The following is a 14,615-nucleotide window of genomic DNA, read 5'->3' on the forward strand; positions in this document are numbered from 1 at the left end:
TAGTCTAGGGAAAAACGGCTAGTTAGAGATTGTCAATGACACTCGAACTAGCCGTCCTTGAATTAATGGAGTTGCTTCAGGGCTTCGCCATACATCCCAGCCATTCCGCCGTAAAGCGAGTAAAAGAAACTATCCGGTGCCTCAAGAGAAAAGGAAGTATATTGCTTCGGATCAACACTGAGCATTTTCTCAAATAGTTTCGCGCTATCATAAGCATAGAAACAAAAGAATGTGTAATCGAACTCTGGCATTTTTTCAAAAATCGTCACGATATCATGAGCATATTCCTCAATATTCTGCGCTGCTTCCTGCACCATCGTAACGGCATCTTCTAGTCCAACAGTAATTTTCAATGTTTTTTCATCAACAATTTCAACATTGGCCATAACAAGCAACGACCTTATAACTTCTCAATTTTGATTTGAAATGTCGAAGGACCTTGTTCTACATATTCCCATTCAAATTGATCTGGGAACATGGATTCTAGTTGATAGCGAAGTGGTATCGGATCATGATCATTAACGATTAACATCGCTTCTTTAGATTCTAACTTTTTGTATGTTTCAAAAATTACCTTGTGCTTAAGATGTGGTGGATATTCTGTTACTTTTACTGTTGCAGCATATGTATTCATTACTCTGTACCTCCTAGATTATGATACTTCACATTTTAATTGAGAATGAATATCATTACTGTGATCTGCATCACAAAATCGACTTTAATATCGAAAGGTACGAGTTAATTCGATTAAATAGGTGACAACGGATAGGACCGCTATGATTTGACCAGTTACTGTTAAGGAAGCGTTTTTGATCATAAATCCAGTAATAACAAGCATGATCCCAAGTAAATAGCCTGCCAATTCCCATGTCATTCTTCTTTCTGGTAACATATCGCCTAAAAGAACTGCCTCTTTTCTTGTTTCCTTTGTTGAATAGCGATACGGCCACCATAAAAAGGGAATAATTTTCGCTAAATAACTAAGGATCGAGCCTGTAAAAAGTCCGAGGACGATGACCATAATGAAGGCTTCTGTTAAGAACGGTTGGTCTCCCTCTATACTCCAAATGACAAATGATATAAAACTAATCGGGAGCAAGATAAAGGCGATTTTGACAGTGCCGATCGGACGCTTGCTAACTCGTAACTTGAGAATGTCAAAAATGTAGACAATGAAGTAAAGAAGTGAAAGGAAGAAACATATGGTAGCAATGATGTCTACCCACGTCACATCTAACAAGGCTGATAAAGCTTTTATCCAAACACCTAAATGAAAAATCCCAATAATCCAATATGCACTGCGGCTTGGCTTTTTTCTTGAAATAAGAAACATCGGCAATAGTTTAAAACTGTAGACGATAATTAAGGCTGAGAGCCAACCACCAATCCCAAACCAGAGATGGCCTATTAAAAACAATTCGTGCCATTCGCTATTCCAGCCGAACCCAAAGACGAATCCCATCGCCATTCCAAGAAAAACGGTTAGAAGTAAGGCTAGTAGTGAAAGGCTAACGCCAAAGACGTAAACATTCCATTCCTTTTTACGAATAAAGGTCATCATCACATTAAAAATATATAAAATGATTGCGATGGTTAGACCGCCTCCCCCAAAGGCAATCCACTTATAATCGGTAAGAAATCCTGCAAGTAGTGCTATAAAACTAATCAAATAAAGGAAGAAATGAATATACCCGATCGCTCGGCTGTACAAGGAGGTACGTAAGACTACTTGCGTAATTTGATAACTTGCTCCCATCGCGACCATCGTTGCCCACCCTAGTAAAAATAAATGAGCTAGCAACCACCCCTTTGGATTCCGTACTGATTGCAGTTGTACAAGTTCTGGGAATAACCAAATTGCTGCAATCATGGCTGTTAAAAATAAAAAAATGCCACTTCCAAAGAAAAAGAAGGTTAATTTTAAAATATGTACATTGGGTGGAGTCTTTTTAAAAGCATGTGCCATGTGCCCACCTCCAAGATTTTTTCGTTATCTACATTTTATCGTTCCCTAATAAGTAAAATTGTGAGCCTTATCACAGTTTTTCTAAAGTAATCATCGTAAAGTAGTAGAAGATGTGCGGGATTCTTTCCCCTACTGATTATTAGTTGTTCGAATTGGGCATTAATTGGCTGTTGACTTTACAAGCAGTAAATGCAGGATAAAGGAGGACTTTTTATGATGATAAAACTGGACAGAGATTTTGTTTCTGAGAAGATGGAGGGCTTTTGCTCTGAATTATTGGAACAAGAAGATTTCCAAGCATTAAGGGAAATGATTGAGAATTTTGCAGCTGATCAGTCTGCACAGGATCAATATAACCAATTTGTCGATCAATACGAAGCTTATCAACAAAAAGATCAAGAAATGGGTCTAACGGAGGAAGAAGTAGCCGCTCTTGAGCAGGCAGAAATGAATTTATACGAAAGCACCGTCATTCGCGAATACTTATTTGCCCAACGTGAGTTCAGTACGATCCATGACTTAATTAGCCAATATTACCAGAAAACAGTCGAACTAAATCGCCTTCCGCTTCCGCGGGAATTGAAAAAAGAGGGTTGTGGCTGTGGCGGGGCTTGTGGGGGACATTGATTAGGAACGTCCCCTTGAATGGAAGTATTTCTGTGCGGGATTAAGATTTTTCTCTAACGGATGAATAGCAAGTAAAAAACTTTGGGCACAGAAAAAGTCCGTGTCTATTAGAAAAGCAATAACCCGATCCCGAAATTTTCAAATTGAGGCAGTCTCTCCAGTCCCATAAAACTCTGTTTTCCGATCGGATGGGACGTGAGATTGCCTCTCTAATCCCGTAGTTCCCAATCCTCTAATAGTCCCCAAGTAATTTCAGGGTTTCCTTTTTCTGATTTCATTGAGCCCACGTAAACAGCTTCATTATATTTAGCTATTTCTTTGTAATGTTTAGCTATTTCAATCGTAGTGGCTGTAACATTATAATTTGGAATATCCTTGTAACCTATCCATTTTAAAGAACCTTCATCACTTTTAATTAAAGTAGAATTTTTAGAAACAGTGCCAAAGAAAACATATTGTATTCGAATTTCGTGACTTCCTTTTATTCTATGTACAATATATCTAAGTTTAAGATTTTCTATACTTTCGCCCTTTAAACCAGTTTCTTCCTGGACCTCTCTTAAACAAGCCTTTTGTGGTTCGTTTATTTCAGTTTCTTCCATATGTCCACCTATTGGGACTAAAAGCCCTGCAAGAAAAGTGCCTTTTTGCTCTTTTTGCAGAAACAAAACCTCTTGTTCTTCATTCAATAGGAAAGCGACTGCCATTTGTCTAAGTCTCAAAAACTCCAGCCTCCTGTTTATTCTCTTGTTCTATAATCTGTATCGATACCGCGAAAGAGTAAAGAACGTCAATTTGTTCGCATGTCCTACAATGTTATTTTACTAACATGCTCCGGTAGTACAATAAAAGGAACATGAGTCCTTGTTTAATTTACACCGTTAGTTGATCTACAACCTTTCACTAGCAAATATAAACTTTTTTACCCAAATAAAAAGGCACTTTCCCTGTGGATTTGGGGAAATTTATAATGAATTTGCAATATCTGTTAATGTAGATAGAGGTTTATCTAATAGGCTCTCTTGAATACTTAACATATAGTACCAATCACCTTTTTCAAACATAAAGACAATTATATTTCTTTGACCTCGTTCCGTTGTATTATAATAAGCATGAGCTCCATGATCAAGAGTGATTTTTGAATCTGTACGTGAAAGTAAGTTTACCCCTCTTTTAGCAGGAATCACATTTATAATATAATTAAAATCTTTCTCTACGTTTAAGTATTCAATCTCAAGACTCTCATTTTCAGCATTAAATCTTCCAAAAGAGTGCGTAAAATCCAAAGGCGGTATTACCTTTGGTAAATCTAAGTTTGTTTAATAGTAAGTTTCTGCATCTTGTTTTGCAGCTGAAACAGATTTGTAACCTAAATCATAGTAATCTTTTTCTATATCTTTTTGTTGGAGTGCTTTAACTACTTGCCATCCAGTGAAGCAAAGACAAAATACAAGCAAGGGAATAACTAATTTACCTTTAGTCAATTTAGTTTCTGCTCCTTACTAGTTTTCTCTTAATATAATTTATCAATAATACGTTTTTACATATAGGAAAGCTCCAATCGACAATTCTTAATAATTTACTTTCTATCCAGCCCTTCAATTCCATAAAAACAGCCACCTATTGAAAGATTGCCTCATTAGTTAAAGACCTCATCATTCTTCGTCAGCCAATGATCCTTAAAAACTAAAGGAAATCGGATACATATATTTCACCTATCCATTGTTCGCCCATAAACTAAGAGTGGGTGATGAATATGCAAAAACGGAAGAAGATGGATATGACCTCTTATCATCAAAAATATTTTCGTCCATCTTGCTTAAAAGCTTTAAATTTAAGATTTGATAACTGGGAGTTCTTTTCACCTTTTTCTGAAAAAGCTCATGATCAAATTAATTTACCCCCTGAATTGACTAGAACCCCAGAGGATACTATTCTTAACTATTTTAGTGTTCTTCGTGAAGCTGAAAATATGGGAGCAAGAAGTTGCGGTACGGTTGGTCAGGCTCGTACTCCGTTTCCGATCGCTTATAATTTTCTGTCTAAAGAATATCAAAAAATATTAAGTTATGATGACTATCTTAAATCATTTGCTGGAATAGGGCATACGAGTTTGATAAAACTATTTCGAGTACCTAATAGAAAAAAGGAAATAAAGTTTTTTTATGAACTTGAAACGATTGAGGGGTTTATAGATAAGCGTGCTGAGTATTTTGGTTATTCGTACGGATATATTCAGCTAATTCATGAAAAAGAGGGCTTTCGCATTTCAAGTTTGAGTAAGTTTGAAGAGGATTTTTTGTGTGCACCATATCATGGTTGGAACCATGACGGGGAGTCTGTCCTTGAAGTGAAGTATGGGAGTTGGTGTAAATTGATACAACAAATGTACCCGACAGCGAAAGATGGATACTTTAAGAATATTTATTTTCATGGTACGGATGGAGCGGATTATTGTTTTATTTTTGTCACCTTGACTAATGGAACAGATGTAGAAATTGCCCAATATCGTAAGGTAAACAATGGCTCATGGATACAGGTATACATGAATCCCGAAAAAGAATGCTTAACAGAAAACCCTTTACAATAAGGCCATATATTTGTAGAGAAATGTTCTTAAACTACAAGGCAGCTTAATTCAAGAAAAAATTTATTCGAAACGAAATTAACACTAACGTCGTCCATGTAATTAAGGAGGTGGAATATGAAAATAAGGTATTTCTCTATTTTGATTTTTATGTCACTTTTGATTTCCGGTTGTAATAACGCCCCGGAACCAAAGAAACAGTTAGGAGAAATATATAGCGTTGCATTGGATGCTATCATGGAACAAGATGAAGAACTGAATAGTGGTATGGAATTTATAGCCATTAATATGAGTATGTTGGAGGAAGTAGACGAAAGTGATAAAGAAGCAGTTTTAAGCTACTTCAAGAAAAAATATGAAGTTGATGTAGATATGACGGAGGCTACTGTTCAAGAACTAAAGGAAACAGAATTATACGATTCCAATACAAGCTCTTTAAAAGGAGTGTTTCTTTCGTTAGATAAAGTTGAGTTTAAGGACAACAACAACGTCGTTTTTGAAGGTAGCAAATTTCGTTCAAATACAGAAGGATTTGTGGTACAAGTTACAGTTCATTATAAAGACAATACGTGGCAATCTAAAGAAGTGAAGACGTTTTTGGAGTTAGGTGATCTCCTTAATTAAGATTGTGTTGAAACAACTGAACGGGTTTAATTTGCTGTGAACGGGTTTAAAAACGACAGCCTTAAAAAAGGCTGCCGTTTTTCGTAGGCAATCTACTTAATTCTTTACCATCCCTTTGGAATCTAGAGCTTTTAGAATATCTTTCTTCAAAGGTTCTAATATCCGATCACGATTTAATTCATTTAAACTTGTTATCTTTACTTCTTTCAAACACTTAATTTTATCAATCTCAGGATGGCTGTCTAAAGGTATTGTTCCAATAACCAATTTTTCATCGGAAATAATCTGTTGAACGATTATTTGAAAAGGTTTTGAAAGCATCTGCATAAATCCAATTTCATCGATGACGAGTATTTTCTTTGAATGTAAATCATTTTGTAAAATCCTAACTGCAAATTCCTCAAACTGTTCTACATTAATACCGTATCTTCCAACCCGCGTTTTGCTAGTGCTTTCTACATTTGCGATTTCCACACTTTCCCCAGTAATGGACACACATCTAAAGCCTATTCGATCATTTAAATTAGTTATTTCCTCCGTGTAAAACCCTCCACAATTTTCTAATCCAATTTCATTAATTAGCTTTTTTATCATCGTTGTTTTGCCCATTCTAGGCTTTCCCGTGAGTAAAAATGCACTCATATTATCTTTGTCACTGTTCATTTATCCTCTGACCACCTCTTCACTTTTTAAACAATTCTAACATTTATTATATAAATCTTTAACCCTATATATTAACTACCTTTTCAAACCAGATGTGACCCAAGTCACAAACTCTCCCCGAGTTTTCTGATAACATGCAATATACTACAAATTTTTGAAAACACTTAGGAGTGATCCCCCATGTACGGAGCTCAATTGCTCATAAATTTATTGGAAGATGCTCAGGTCGACACTATATTTGGCTACCCTGGTGGAGCTGTGTTGCCTGTGTATGATGCCTTATATGATTGCGAAACTATTAAACATATACTCGTTCGCCATGAGCAAGCCGCTGTTCACGCGGCAGATGGTTATGCAAGAGTGAGCGGGAAAACTGGGGTGGCGTTAGTGACGAGTGGACCTGGTGCCACAAACACGATCACTGGAATTGCAACAGCTTATATGGATTCCGTTCCACTTGTTGTCTTGACAGGACAAGTTCCCACAAAATTACTTGGATTAGACAGCTTTCAGGAGGTAGATATTTTTCGGATGACGATGTCGATTACTAAGCATAATTTCATGGTAATGGATGTAAAGGATTTACCACGGATCGTCAAAGAAGCCTTTCATATTGCAAAGACTGGAAGACCTGGGCCTGTTCTTATTGATTTACCCAAGGATATTATGACAGCACAATTTACAGGAGAACATGTAAATCCTAGAAATGAGATCCCATTTATTCAAGGGTACGAATTTGAAAGAACAATTTCCGAACAGGAACTTGAAATCGCTTCTAGACAATTGGCAGGAGCTAAGCAACCCGTTCTTCTTATTGGCGGAGGCTGCATTCATGGGAACAGCCCTTCCTTACTACGGGAATTAATCGATCGTTACCACCTTCCTGTCGCATCTACTTTAATGGGACTTGGCGTGATTCCCGCGAATCATCCCTCCTTTCTTGGAATGATCGGTATGCACGGAACGGTCGCAGCAAACCGTGCTATTCATGAGGCGGATGTACTTATCTGCCTAGGTATGAGATTTAGCGATCGGGTGACAGGTGATAAAAAAACCTTCTCACCGAAGTCTTTTAAAATCCAAGTCGATATTGATGAAGCAGAACTAAATAAAAATATCGCGGTTGATCTTGCTGTTTGTGGATCAGTTGAGGAAATGCTTCATGGATTACTTGATCAAGTTCCGCCAAAAGTTCATCACGATTGGCATGAAAAAATTCAAAAATGGTCAAAACAAGCACCAGCCTATAAGCAAAAACAAGAACAATTACTAACTCCTCAAGAAGTCATTCGTATGATCGATCAGGAAACAGAGATGGACGCTGTTATTGTTACTGACGTTGGGCAACATCAAATTTGGACAGCTCACCATTATCACCATACGAAGCCACGTTCTTTCCTAACCTCGGGAGGTTTAGGAACGATGGGATATGGTTTTCCTGCTGCAATTGGAGCTGCTGTTGCTTGTCCGAATAGGCAAATCATTTGTATAAGCGGAGACGGTAGCTTCCAAATGAATATGCAAGAAATCATGACAGCAGTCGATCTTCAGTTAAATGTAAAAGTCGCTATTTTAAAGAACGGCTATCTCGGGATGGTTCGGCAGTGGCAACAGTTATTTCTCAACCATAGGTACTCAGCTGTACGAATTACTTCACCTGATTATGCATCTTTAGCTCAATCATTTGGCGCATCTGGATTTTCAACAAATTCTTTGCATGAAGCTAAGGATTTAATCCAAACAGCCCTGCAAATGGAAGGGCCCGTTATTATGGAATTCGAAGTTATCGAAGAGGCGAATGTCTATCCGATCGTTCCTCCAGGTGAAAGCAATCAGGAGATGATTCAAGAAGAAAGTTATAAGTGACCTTTATCACAAACGAGGTGGAATAAAGTCGCTACAATTGAGGTAAAAGGTGTGAATAGAATGGAACAAGCCTGTTCAACAATGTTCGGCCCAATCGGGGTAATGTGGAAAACGGTATCAGAAGATTGTAATTTAGCATGTGATTATTGCTATTACAGCACATGTGGAGGAAAACCCGGTAAAAAAATTAAGAAAATCGATTCTAGTTTGCTTGAAAAATTCATCAAAGAATATATGAAAATAACCAATGGAATGGCCTCCTTTGCTTGGCAAGGTGGAGAACCTTTACTGGCTGGCCTCGACTTTTTCGAAGAAGTAGTTAGCCTGCAAAAGAAGCATGCACCACGTCACGCGATGATTGGTAATGGGTTACAAACGAACGGAACTTTAATTAATGATCGCTGGGCTGCCTTCTTTAAACAATACAACTTTTTGCTCGGGGTTAGTGTAGATGGTCCGAAAGAAATTCATGATCGCCGTCGTATATATTCACATGGACAAGGCAGCTTTGATATGGTGATGAAAGGGATCTCCCATTTGCGAAAGCATAACGTCGATTTTAATATACTCACTGTGATCCATAAAGATAATGTCCAAAAGGCAAAAGAGTTATTTCAATTTTATGAGCAAGAAAAATTTCATTACGTCCAGTTCATCCCCTGCATGAAATTTCAGTCACAGCAGATCGATCAACCAGGAGAATATGAGATCACACCAGAAGAGTTTGGAGATTTTCTTTGTGAGGCATTCGACTATTGGTATAACGATGGGGATCCGATAATTTCTGTTCGATTTTTCGATAATCTATTAAGTGTCTACGCCCATCGCGAAGCGGAAATGTGCACACATAGAAAAACATGTGCAAAAACGCTCATCCTTGAACAAAATGGGGATGCTTTTCCATGCGACTTTTACATACACCCTAACTGGAAACTCGGGAACGTTGGTACTGATTCATTAATAGATATTTTAAATCATCCGTTATATGAAGCTTTTTCAAAACTGAAACCGACACTACCTGAAAAATGCAAATCATGTGAATGGATTCATTTATGTCATGGGGGCTGTCCACGAAATCGAAGATGGAACGCTGACCTCCAAAGTTCCAACCCCGACTATTTTTGTGAAAGCTATCGGCAGCTTTATGCTTATGCCCATGACCGAATGGTGTCCTTGTCTGAAAAGGTTCGGCGAAATTTATTTTCGCAAGGCCTTCAAGCTTACTACAAAGGAAAACAACCAGGGAGAAATGATCTTTGCCCGTGCGGAAGTGGGAAAAAGTACAAGCAATGCTGTCTAAGTCATTAATCAAACTCTCCTCTTTTTCATTTTTCAAATGGATTTCGCTATAATAGAAATGAGAGCATAGGTAGAGGAGAAGATTCCGTGAGAAAAAAAATAACCACATCACTAAAACAAGTACCACTGTTTCGTGATTTAACGATAGAGGAAATTGAGCGGATTGTAGAAATCACCATTTCACGATCCATTCCTAAAAAGGGAATTGTCTTTTCTGAAGGAAGTCCGAAAGAAGCTGTCTATTTTATTCGTGAAGGTTTAATCAAAACATATAAAACAGATGAAAATGGCCATGAACAAATTGTTTCATTTTTAAAGGCAGGAGATATGTTTCCCCATGCTGGCTTTTTTGACCAAAATCCCTACCCGGCGACAGCAGAAGCTTTAACTGATACACATCTTTTAGCCATACCGATTCAGTCGTTTGAACAACTTGTCATGACAACTCCCTCGATCGCCATTAAAATGATGCGCGTTATGGGAAACATTATTATGGATCTTCAAGAACGCCTTCAAGGCTTATCGGGAAAAGATGTTAAGAAAAGAGCCATTGCTTTTTTATTAAAATTGGCTGATCAACATGGCGTAGTAAAAGGTGACAAAATTGAGATTAACCTTCCCGTAACGAATCAGGAATTTGCTAATTTCGTAGGAACTTCTCGGGAGACGATTAATCGACTATTTAGCCAAGCAGGTAAAGAAGATATTTTAAGTGTAGAACGCAATCGCATTACCATTACTGATCCGGATGCCTTAAGGGAGCAGCTAGAATCATAAATAAACCGCGAATGTGATGAGGCACATTCGCGGTTTTTATTTCATTGCTTATTCAACAATTAACTTTCCAACCATATCGCTATGTCCGGCGCCACAAAAGATCGAGCATTCATATTGAAATTCACCCGTTTTATTAGCTACAAACGAAAGTGTATCGTCTGCTTTAACTTCTTTGTTATACCCATCGAATTTAACGGCATGATTCCCTTCCGTATTCTTGAGGGTTATTTTTACAGTGTCACCTTTATTCACTTTGATTTCTTTAAGATCAAATTCAAAATTGGAGGCGTTGATCGTGAATTCTTTCACTTCACCATTACCTTCTGGTTCGCTGCTTTCACTATCATTACTGCCACACGCCGTCATCACTAACATTGCAGTCATCATGATGCAGATTGCAATTAGCCACTTTTTCATAAAAAATTCCTCCTTTTCGATTGTAAATTTATATTAATACACCTTTTCCATAATATTTGTGACGAATATCACAGATAAGATAACCTTCATCAAACTGTCATTATTCATACTGTGAAAAGTCAATCAATGAGGTAGCGATCAAATAAATGACCATACAAATGCCCATCGTTAAAAATCCCCAACCAAGTGTGATTTGCTCAATTAATACATAATTATTGCATAATTGATCTGGCGCGTTAATATATAGCCACCCCATTCCGATGAAGAGAAGGGTGAAACTCGTTAAGATTACATTTTTACCTGTTGATTGCATTTTTTTCCAACTATCACGAAGCGGGATTCCTGCTAAAAATGGTAAACTAATAAACTTAAAAACTTCTATACTCGGCACGGTTAGAGCCTCATCCATTGTTCGTGGAATCATCCAATACATCATAATAATGGTGAACAAAAGAATACCTGGAATACCATTTTCATTCCACTTTTTAAAAAAGTTGGGAAAGCGTAGTTGAAAAAAGCGCGCCATTAACCATCCCGAAATGACAAGTGCTGGCATTTGCATGTGCATATGAACGATCATAATTGATTCTAATAAATGGGCAACCGGAGGCAGGAGCAAGAAAACATATAATCCTAACCCATAGATGGATTGTTTCATCAGCCTACTCCCCCATTTCCCTTTGAAGCATCCCTTCAATTGTATTAGCAGCTTCTTCTACTTTCGTATAATCCATAACATCTATAAGTCTCGCATTTTTGTCGAGTAAATAGAACGCAGAATTGTGTGTGAAATTTCCGCTTCCATCGGGAATAACAATGACACCAAATTCTTTTAACAATGAATCTAGTTCTGCTTGATCAGAAATCCTTGCCATCCGCCATGTTATCCCATCACTGCCAAAATGCTCACGGTAGCGGTCTAATATTGCAGACGTATCTCGTTCAGGATCAAAGGTGATGCTGAGAAATTCGATCTCTTTTCCCAAATATTTGCTCGGTATCATTTGATAAACTTGAGACATATTCCATTCTAAATCGACACAAACGGTTGTACAGGATGAATAGAAAAACGTCACTAAAACATATTTATCTTGAAATTCAGAGATAGAATATTTCTGTCCTTTACTATCTTCTAAAGTGAGTTCTGGAAATTTTGGTTGATCGTTCACTAATTTGTTAACCCTGGCAGTTTCTGCAGTAAAAGCGTGAAAGCCATCCGTTCCGATATAGAATAAAAAGGAGCCGAATAATAGGACAAGAAAGATAGAAACAGCATTTCGCTTAGATTTGATCACTCTGATCACTTCCCTTATTTAGGAGCAGGGCAGCACTCATACTCGAATGCCCTGCTCAATCCTTGGCTAGCTCCAGACTCCAGCGGCTAGCAAATTTCTTCGCTTTTCTAATCACCAAGTTTTGAAAGGCGGCGACCCGGGCGGTGCGTTGACAATAAAATCAACCATTGGAATGACATAGCCCATTGCGACAACGAGTAGCATGAGTAAAATTGTTCGGCTCCAGCGTTCTGTCCAATATGGTGTTGGAGCTGCTCCCTCCTCTTCCTCAGCTATTGGGAATTCCGTTTCTCCCTTTGGTGCAAAGAACATGAGGTGAACAACAGCATAGACTTGGATAAGAACGCCAATGATCAAGAGAGTTCCCCCGATAGCAAGTAACATCAAGTACGGATCCCAACCTAGTGCTGTTGCATTATCCCCGTATGTTGAATATGCCGTTCTGCGCGGTGCACCGAAAAGGCCAACATAGTGCATCGCCCCGGACATAAAGAGCATACCTACTGTCCAAATGAGCGTTTGAATCACGCCAATTTTATTCATCTTCGGTGTTAAAACCCGTTTTGAAATATAAGGAACGAGCCAGTAACTAATTCCGAAGAAGGTAAGTATGACTGAGGTTCCGACTGTTAAATGGAAATGTCCAACTACCCATAATGTATTGTGGACGACTTGGTTTAATTGGTTCGTACTTTGAACGATTCCACCTGCTCCAGCTGGGATAAACGCGATCATCGCAACCATCGGAGCCAAGAATCGAACATCGCCCCAAGGTAATTTTTTATACCATCCAACTAACCCTTTTCCACCCTTTTTTCTAGCAGTACGTTCAAATACTGCAAACATAGCGTAAGCAGTCATTAAAGAAGGAAAGCCTATCGCAAGACTCATAAATACATGTAAAAATTTGATAGATTGCGAAATTCCTGGATCAATAATTTGATGATGAAATCCACCCGGAATGTTCATAATAACGAGTGCAATGACAATGATCCTTGTTAGTAAGTCATTCCAACGTTTTCCGCCAATAATCTTTGGAACGATTACATACCAAGCAGATACGGCAGTTAAATACCAAATATTAACTAATGTATGGCCAAAAGCCCAAAAGAGCGTCCGCGCAACCATGACGTTAATTGTATCGACCCAACCAGCTGCCCAAGGAATGATCGTTAACACTTCAATTGCAACAGGGATACTTCCAAAGAAGAGAAGAACGAAAACACCTGTTGCAAAAAATGCAAGAATTGGAACATGTTGTCCTTTATGCTTTTTTCTCCAATCAGCCACATTGATAAAGCAGCCAAAAGCACACATCCAGACACCAAGAACGATAAATACCAATCCAACATAATAAATTGGAGATGCGGCCATTGGTGGATAAAATGTGTATAACACACTGGCTTCATTCATGATGATGGGGATAACGGCTAAAACAAAGCCAATGATCTTCATCCAGAAACCAATCCATGCCATTTTCCTTACTTTAGGTAGAATTCCCCCTAATGTGTGGGAAAGGGCCGCATAAAAATAACCGATTGTAAAGAAAGCTGTTAAGACCAGTACTAAAAGTAATCCGTGGGCGGTCAGTACTTGGTAATAATTGAGCCACGATGGCAATTCCAGTAATCCAGCCCGGTTTAATCCTTGTAAAAGTCCTAAAATCCCGCCAACAAGCAGTGCTGCAAAGGCAACTAATAAATATGATTTCGTAAGTTTTGCATCCTCCGGACTGATCCCCATCGCTTGATTAGCCTTTTCCTTAAAATTGTGAGGTACTGCTACTCCCATTTCCTTTTCCCTCCTTTATTTCACCGTAATTGTCGTGCTCATATAATGATGGCCCGCACCGCAATATTCATTACATAAAATTAAATATTCACCAGGTTTATTAAATTTCTGGGTAATCTTTTGAATATATCCCGGCATAACCATCGCGTTTACATTCGTTTTAGCAATTTGAAATCCGTGGACAACATCTTTTGAAGTCATTATAAAATGTACTGTTGAACCAGCAGGAATTTCGATATTCCCAGGATTAAAATTAAACACTTCCAAAGTCATCACAACTTCATATTCATTTTCACCGATTTCGTAAACACCTGGTTTATCGAAAGGAGCCGTTTCATCTACTTTTTGTGGATCAAGGGTTTCTTTATTGCTTGGTGGTCCCATCTCTAATGCGAAAGTTTGGTAACCCGTGATTAACATAAATCCGATTATCATCCCGAAACTAATGATGAGCCAAATTTCTTCTGAACGACGCATTTTCATCTCTCTTTCCCCTCCCTAGACTCTAGCCATATAGAGGCCATAAATGATTAAATACGTAATGAAAATGACGACTCCAACAACGGTAACCGAAAAAATTGTTCCTTTTACTGTTGTTGATTGACTTTCTTTATCTATATTTTCTTGACGATTTACTTTAGAAGCTGCCATCTGTCATCAACCTCCCTTTAAATTCGATCTTACTTGCATCATAATTGATAAT

Annotated in this window: 19 protein-coding genes; 6 read left to right on the forward strand and 13 right to left on the reverse strand. The window is 38.1% G+C overall.

Annotated features, from left to right (window positions below; all coding sequences use genetic code 11):
* Window positions 1-62 precede the first annotated feature (62 nt).
* The 3 genes from BN1243_RS10740 to BN1243_RS10750 form a co-directional block, all read right to left on the reverse strand.
* On the reverse strand, window positions 63-386 hold the full coding sequence (locus tag BN1243_RS10740) for a hypothetical protein (protein WP_062110569.1): 324 nt from the start codon (window positions 384-386) through the stop codon (window positions 63-65).
* Window positions 387-400: 14 nt separating this feature from the next.
* Window positions 401-634, reverse strand: coding sequence for a DUF2249 domain-containing protein (locus BN1243_RS10745; RefSeq protein ID WP_062106673.1), 234 nt, complete (start codon window positions 632-634; stop codon window positions 401-403).
* Window positions 635-718: 84 nt separating this feature from the next.
* Window positions 719-1,966, reverse strand: coding sequence for a hypothetical protein (locus BN1243_RS10750; RefSeq protein WP_062106674.1), 1,248 nt, complete (start codon window positions 1,964-1,966; stop codon window positions 719-721).
* Window positions 1,967-2,179: 213 nt separating this feature from the next.
* On the opposite strand from BN1243_RS10750, the gene BN1243_RS10755 reads away from it, so the two are divergent.
* Window positions 2,180-2,593 carry a YlbF family regulator gene (locus tag BN1243_RS10755; RefSeq protein WP_062106675.1) on the forward strand — a complete coding sequence of 138 codons (414 nt, stop codon included), beginning with the start codon at window positions 2,180-2,182 and terminating at the stop codon, window positions 2,591-2,593.
* 209 nt (window positions 2,594-2,802) lie between these two features.
* On the opposite strand, the gene BN1243_RS10760 is transcribed toward BN1243_RS10755, so the two are convergent.
* From BN1243_RS10760 to BN1243_RS22090, 3 genes are all read right to left on the reverse strand, one after another.
* A complete protein-coding gene (locus tag BN1243_RS10760) occupies window positions 2,803-3,300 on the reverse strand; it encodes an NUDIX hydrolase (RefSeq protein WP_268258085.1) in 498 nt (165 codons plus the stop codon).
* Window positions 3,301-3,558: 258 nt separating this feature from the next.
* Window positions 3,559-3,879 carry a hypothetical protein gene (locus tag BN1243_RS10765; protein WP_062106681.1) on the reverse strand — a complete coding sequence of 107 codons (321 nt, stop codon included), beginning with the start codon at window positions 3,877-3,879 and terminating at the stop codon, window positions 3,559-3,561.
* A 33-nt stretch (window positions 3,880-3,912) separates the two neighbouring features.
* A complete protein-coding gene (locus BN1243_RS22090) occupies window positions 3,913-4,077 on the reverse strand; it encodes a hypothetical protein (protein ID WP_154669845.1) in 165 nt (54 codons plus the stop codon).
* A 272-nt stretch (window positions 4,078-4,349) separates the two neighbouring features.
* Here BN1243_RS22090 and BN1243_RS10770 point away from each other — a divergent pair, with 272 nt between their 5' ends.
* A complete protein-coding gene (locus BN1243_RS10770; protein WP_062106682.1) occupies window positions 4,350-5,183 on the forward strand; it encodes a hypothetical protein in 834 nt (277 codons plus the stop codon).
* 114 nt (window positions 5,184-5,297) lie between these two features.
* A complete protein-coding gene (locus BN1243_RS10775; protein WP_062106683.1) occupies window positions 5,298-5,804 on the forward strand; it encodes a hypothetical protein in 507 nt (168 codons plus the stop codon).
* A gap of 96 nt (window positions 5,805-5,900) precedes the next feature.
* On the opposite strand, the gene BN1243_RS10780 is transcribed toward BN1243_RS10775, so the two are convergent.
* Entirely contained in the window at window positions 5,901-6,467 is a 567-nt protein-coding gene (locus BN1243_RS10780) for a nucleoside-triphosphatase (RefSeq protein ID WP_084781883.1), read from the reverse strand.
* Window positions 6,468-6,647: 180 nt separating this feature from the next.
* On the opposite strand from BN1243_RS10780, the gene ilvB reads away from it, so the two are divergent.
* From ilvB to BN1243_RS10795, 3 genes are all read left to right on the forward strand, one after another.
* A complete protein-coding gene (gene ilvB, locus BN1243_RS10785; protein ID WP_062106684.1) occupies window positions 6,648-8,333 on the forward strand; it encodes a biosynthetic-type acetolactate synthase large subunit in 1,686 nt (561 codons plus the stop codon).
* Between the two features lie 60 nt (window positions 8,334-8,393).
* A complete protein-coding gene (locus tag BN1243_RS10790) occupies window positions 8,394-9,641 on the forward strand; it encodes an anaerobic sulfatase maturase (protein ID WP_062106685.1) in 1,248 nt (415 codons plus the stop codon).
* Window positions 9,642-9,719: 78 nt separating this feature from the next.
* Window positions 9,720-10,409, forward strand: a complete 690-nt coding sequence (locus BN1243_RS10795; protein WP_062106686.1) for a Crp/Fnr family transcriptional regulator — start codon at window positions 9,720-9,722, stop codon at window positions 10,407-10,409.
* Between the two features lie 48 nt (window positions 10,410-10,457).
* Here BN1243_RS10795 and BN1243_RS10800 read toward each other — a convergent pair whose 3' ends face one another.
* From BN1243_RS10800 to BN1243_RS22095, 6 genes are all read right to left on the reverse strand, one after another.
* Window positions 10,458-10,826, reverse strand: coding sequence for a cupredoxin domain-containing protein (locus BN1243_RS10800; RefSeq protein WP_062106688.1), 369 nt, complete (start codon window positions 10,824-10,826; stop codon window positions 10,458-10,460).
* Between the two features lie 100 nt (window positions 10,827-10,926).
* A complete protein-coding gene (locus BN1243_RS10805) occupies window positions 10,927-11,484 on the reverse strand; it encodes a hypothetical protein (RefSeq protein WP_195892103.1) in 558 nt (185 codons plus the stop codon).
* A gap of 4 nt (window positions 11,485-11,488) precedes the next feature.
* Window positions 11,489-12,121, reverse strand: coding sequence for an SCO family protein (locus tag BN1243_RS10810; protein ID WP_062106690.1), 633 nt, complete (start codon window positions 12,119-12,121; stop codon window positions 11,489-11,491).
* Window positions 12,122-12,232: 111 nt separating this feature from the next.
* Complete coding sequence (locus tag BN1243_RS10815; protein WP_062106691.1) at window positions 12,233-13,912, reverse strand: cbb3-type cytochrome c oxidase subunit I; 1,680 nt, start codon at window positions 13,910-13,912, stop codon at window positions 12,233-12,235.
* Between the two features lie 15 nt (window positions 13,913-13,927).
* Window positions 13,928-14,395, reverse strand: coding sequence for a cytochrome c oxidase subunit II (locus BN1243_RS10820; protein ID WP_062106694.1), 468 nt, complete (start codon window positions 14,393-14,395; stop codon window positions 13,928-13,930).
* Between the two features lie 15 nt (window positions 14,396-14,410).
* Window positions 14,411-14,563 carry a cytochrome c oxidase subunit 2A gene (locus tag BN1243_RS22095; protein ID WP_154669846.1) on the reverse strand — a complete coding sequence of 51 codons (153 nt, stop codon included), beginning with the start codon at window positions 14,561-14,563 and terminating at the stop codon, window positions 14,411-14,413.
* Window positions 14,564-14,615: the final 52 nt, after the last annotated feature.

It is taken from the genome of Bacillus niameyensis (assembly GCF_001375535.1).
Taxonomy (GTDB): Bacteria; Bacillota; Bacilli; order Bacillales; family Bacillaceae_C; genus Lederbergia; species Lederbergia niameyensis.

Coding starts and splice junctions, on each gene's coding strand:
- BN1243_RS10760 (WP_268258085.1), bottom strand. CDS start 3,300: ATGGCAGTCGCTTTCCTATTGAATGAAGAACAAGAGGTTTTGTTTCTG.
- BN1243_RS22095 (WP_154669846.1), bottom strand. CDS start 14,563: ATGGCAGCTTCTAAAGTAAATCGTCAAGAAAATATAGATAAAGAAAGT.
- BN1243_RS10800 (WP_062106688.1), bottom strand. CDS start 10,826: ATGAAAAAGTGGCTAATTGCAATCTGCATCATGATGACTGCAATGTTA.
- BN1243_RS10770 (WP_062106682.1), top strand. CDS start 4,350: ATGCAAAAACGGAAGAAGATGGATATGACCTCTTATCATCAAAAATAT.
- BN1243_RS10745 (WP_062106673.1), bottom strand. CDS start 634: ATGAATACATATGCTGCAACAGTAAAAGTAACAGAATATCCACCACAT.
- BN1243_RS10740 (WP_062110569.1), bottom strand. CDS start 386: ATGGCCAATGTTGAAATTGTTGATGAAAAAACATTGAAAATTACTGTT.
- BN1243_RS10790 (WP_062106685.1), top strand. CDS start 8,394: ATGGAACAAGCCTGTTCAACAATGTTCGGCCCAATCGGGGTAATGTGG.
- BN1243_RS10750 (WP_062106674.1), bottom strand. CDS start 1,966: ATGGCACATGCTTTTAAAAAGACTCCACCCAATGTACATATTTTAAAA.
- BN1243_RS10820 (WP_062106694.1), bottom strand. CDS start 14,395: ATGAAAATGCGTCGTTCAGAAGAAATTTGGCTCATCATTAGTTTCGGG.
- ilvB (WP_062106684.1), top strand. CDS start 6,648: ATGTACGGAGCTCAATTGCTCATAAATTTATTGGAAGATGCTCAGGTC.
- BN1243_RS10805 (WP_195892103.1), bottom strand. CDS start 11,484: ATGAAACAATCCATCTATGGGTTAGGATTATATGTTTTCTTGCTCCTG.
- BN1243_RS10815 (WP_062106691.1), bottom strand. CDS start 13,912: ATGGGAGTAGCAGTACCTCACAATTTTAAGGAAAAGGCTAATCAAGCG.
- BN1243_RS10775 (WP_062106683.1), top strand. CDS start 5,298: ATGAAAATAAGGTATTTCTCTATTTTGATTTTTATGTCACTTTTGATT.
- BN1243_RS10755 (WP_062106675.1), top strand. CDS start 2,180: ATGATGATAAAACTGGACAGAGATTTTGTTTCTGAGAAGATGGAGGGC.
- BN1243_RS10780 (WP_084781883.1), bottom strand. CDS start 6,467: ATGAACAGTGACAAAGATAATATGAGTGCATTTTTACTCACGGGAAAG.